The sequence below is a fragment of the Geminicoccus flavidas genome (assembly GCF_009806515.1).
Lineage (GTDB): Bacteria > Pseudomonadota > Alphaproteobacteria > Geminicoccales > Geminicoccaceae > Geminicoccus > Geminicoccus flavidus.
The window spans coordinates 1-3,300 of the sequence record NZ_WUJP01000321.1 but is presented as its reverse complement, the minus strand read 5'-3'; the positions used below and the strand labels follow the sequence as shown (position 1 = coordinate 3,300).

4 protein-coding genes are annotated in these 3,300 nt (G+C 69.7%); 1 reads left to right on the top strand and 3 read right to left on the bottom strand.

Features of this window, described 5'->3' with window-relative positions:
* Positions 1-1,070 (top strand): glycosyltransferase (locus EQG76_RS08875; protein ID WP_159712566.1); only part of this gene is annotated, 1,070 nt, incomplete at its 5' end.
* Here EQG76_RS08875 and EQG76_RS08870 read toward each other — a convergent pair.
* The 3 genes from EQG76_RS08870 to EQG76_RS08860 form a co-directional block, all read right to left on the bottom strand.
* Complete coding sequence (locus EQG76_RS08870) at positions 1,042-1,671, bottom strand: hypothetical protein (RefSeq protein WP_159712564.1); 630 nt, start codon at positions 1,669-1,671, stop codon at positions 1,042-1,044. The two genes, EQG76_RS08875 and EQG76_RS08870, sit on opposite strands and share 29 nt — an antisense overlap.
* Before the next feature lie 99 nt (positions 1,672-1,770).
* Entirely contained in the window at positions 1,771-2,112 is a 342-nt protein-coding gene (locus tag EQG76_RS08865; protein WP_159712562.1) for a hypothetical protein, read from the bottom strand.
* Positions 2,113-2,238: 126 nt separating this feature from the next.
* On the bottom strand, positions 2,239-3,300 hold a 1,062-nt coding region (locus tag EQG76_RS08860), incomplete at its 5' end, for a M20/M25/M40 family metallo-hydrolase (protein ID WP_159712560.1).

Below are 3,300 nucleotides of genomic sequence, written 5' to 3'. Positions count from 1 at the left end.
AACTGCTCTACCGGCAGCTCGCCCACCTGCACCCGCGTGCCGGCACGATTGACGACGCGCTGCGGCTGCTCGACCACGCCCCGCCCGGGCGGCAGGTCGTGTTCCACCTGCACTGGGAGGACGTGCTGCACCGCCACTTGGCCGACCCGGAAGCGGCGACGACGGCGGTCCACCAGTTCCTGGCCAAGGCCGAGGACTTCACCGGGCGCGGCGGCACGCTGTTCTGGTCGGTGCACAACCAGAGCTCGCATGTCGGCAGCCATCCCGAGCTGGACCGGACCCTGCGCCACACGCTGGCCAGGCTGGCCGACCGGGTCCATGTTCATTCGCTGGCCGCGCTGCGCGCGATTCGGACCGAACTGGAGCTGGCGCCGGCCCAGCCCGTGGTGCTGCCGCACGGCAACTACCGTCCGGTCCACGACCCGCGCGGCACCGATCGGGACGGGGCCAGGATCCGCCAGGGGTTCGCCGGCAACGACCTCGTCCTGCTCCTGTTCGGCCGGCTCGACGCCTACAAGGGGGCAGGCGCACTGCTTTCCGCGTTTGCCCAGGCGCCAGCCTGCCTGCGCCTCGTGATCGCGGGCAAGCAGATCGTGCCGCTGGGTCCCGTCCTGGCTGCATTGCCGGCCTCGGTGCAGGCACGGATCATCTTGCACGACCGGTTCGTGCCGGCAGCCGAGGTCGACCGGCTGCTGGCCGCGGCGGATGCAGTGGTGCTGCCCTACCGGACGATCCTCACCTCGGGCACGCTGATGCTGGCACTGGGCTTCGGCCGGCCGGTGATCGCCCCGGACCTGCCGGCCCTGGCCGAGATCGTCCAGGACGGGCGCGAGGCACTGCTCTACCCGCACGACCGGCCGGACGGGCTGCAGGAGGCGCTCCTGCGGCTGGTCGAGCTGGATCCGGCCGGCCATGCCGCGATGGCCAAGGCGGCGGCCGCCACAGCGGAACTCTATGACTGGCGCTGGATCGGCCGGCAGATGGGTGCCGCGATCCTGGAGGCGGCGATGCACGGGCGGGCGGTCCGGCGGCCGGTGCAGCTCAGCGTGCCCGCGGCAGTCCCTGCGTGACCAGGCGCTCGAACTGGCCGGTCGGCAGGCAGGTGGTGCCCTTGTCGAAAGCGCCGGTCTCACCGGAGCGGAAGTCGATGAGCGACACTTCGCGGGCCCCGTCGGGCGCCACGACCGTGCGGGTGACCACATAGGTGGCAAGGCCGGTGACCCGGGAGCCGCCGCTGGTCTCGGCGACCGTCACGCCCAGCAGACCGTCCAGTGTGACCTCGCGGCGCATCACATATTCCTGGTCGCCGCGCCGCACCGTGATGGTCGCATCCTCGGCGGCACCGCCCACCCGCCTGGGCGAGGCGCGCTGGCCCTGCTCGAAGCTGAAGATCCAGCCGCAGTCGATCCAGGGCGTGGCCCGCCCGGCATAAGTGGCGGCGATCGTCAGCGGGTCGTCAGTGTCGAGCAGCCGCAGGCCGGCACGCTCCAGATTGGTACGGATCCGGTCGCGAACGGTTTCCGGAGCCAGTGCCACGATCAGGTCGATCGGCTGGGAAGGCCGACCGGCGGGCTTCACATAGGTCAGGACCTTGGGCCGCTCCTGGGCCTGGGCCGGCATGGCGAGCGACGCCAGCAGCGCTGCCAGCATCCAGAGCCGTCGACCTCGCATCCGCACCCCTCGTCTCCCCCTGCCGGCCGCCACCTGCCTTTGTTACCACCTGATCCGGTACCCCTTTCCCGGTGCCCGCCGCTTAAAGAACCAGTTGCCTCAATAGAGGTCCGCGGCGGCGAGTGCACCCGAGAGCCCCGGGCCGGCCGCTGGTCCGGGAAGATCGTCCTCCAGGGCGGCCAGACCGAGCTTGCTGTACTCGACGAGCCGGCGGAAGGCCTGATTGGCGAACCGCCCGACCGGATAGGCCTCCAGATAGCTCTGATAGGCGGCCGGCGTATCGGCGGCCTTCACGTCCAGCCAGAGCGCGTCCTCCGGCGAGAGTTCGATGCTGTTGTCCTGCGCCCGTGCCTCCGGATGGAGATAGGTGGCACCGCTCGTCGCCAGGACCCCGATCAGCAGCGCACGAATCGCCGAATAATAGAGCTTGATGCGCTTCACGAGGCTGGGTTCCGCTCGAAGTTCAGGAGGGGGACGCCAGGAACTCTTCGCATAGCCTGATCAGCGGTCAAGACACATGAACAGTTGGTAAGGATGGTACTGCCATTATGCATACCTGAGGATGGTTCAAGCACGGAGCAGGTCCGCCAGCGTATGCGCGATCACCCGGGTCGCCGCATGGAGGTCTGCGAGCGCCAGCCGCTCGTCGGCCCGGTGCGCGTTGGCTTCCAGCAGGTCGCGCGGCCCCGCCCCGTACAGGACACAGGGAATGCCGGCTTCCGAGTAGTGCCGCCCGTCCGTGTAAAGCGGGATGCCCTGGGCCGTCACCGGCGTGTCCAGGATCTCGTTGGCCCGGGCGGTGAGCCGCTCGACCAGCCGCGTAGCCCCGGGCAACTGGGTCAGCGGCCGGGCCAGCAGGATCTGGCGGATCCGTACGCTGACGCCTGGAAACTTCGCCACCGCGTTCTCGATGAGCTTGCGCAGCTCGGCCTCGACGTCCTCCGGGCGTTCCTCCGGGATCATCCGCCGATCCAGGCGCAACACGATCCGGTCCGGCACCACGTTGGTGTTGATCCCGCCCGAGATCAGCCCCACCACGAGCGTCGGGCTGGTGATGCCCTTCACCTTGGAGCGGCGGGCCTGCAGGGTGCGCCGCGCGGCGTAGAGCGCCGTCAGCACGCCGTTCGCCGCCTCCAGCGCGTCAAATCCGGTATCCGGCCTCGCTGCATGGGCGGAGCGGCCCAGGAGCTCGACCTCCAGGTGGAGGCAACCATTGTGGGCGGTGACGACCGAATAGGCGAAGCCGGCACCGATCGCGAGGTCGGGGCGGCTGAGCCCGGTCTCGAGCAGGCGCTTTGGCCCGAGATTGCCGCCGGCCTCCTCGTCATAGGTCAGATGCAGCTCGACCGTGCCGGACAGGCGGTCAGCCACCTCGTTCAGGGCCAGAAGGGCGAAGGTGTAGGTGGCGAAGTCGGACTTGGACACGGCCACGCCCCGGCCGTACATCATCCCGCCCTCGATCTCGGCACCATAAGGGTCGTGGCTCCAGCCCTCGCCCGGCGGCACCACGTCGCCATGGGCGTTCAGCGCGATGGTCGGCCCGTCGCTGCCGAACCGGCGCCGCACGATCAGGTTGGTGATCGACATCATACCCTGATTTTCGACCAGCGAGGCCGGCACCACGTCGGT

What these genes read in the sequence shown, in the direction of transcription:
- EQG76_RS08870 (WP_159712564.1), bottom strand. Translation starts at nt 1,671, where the DNA reads ATGCGAGGTCGACGGCTCTGGATGCTGGCAGCGCTGCTGGCGTCGCTC.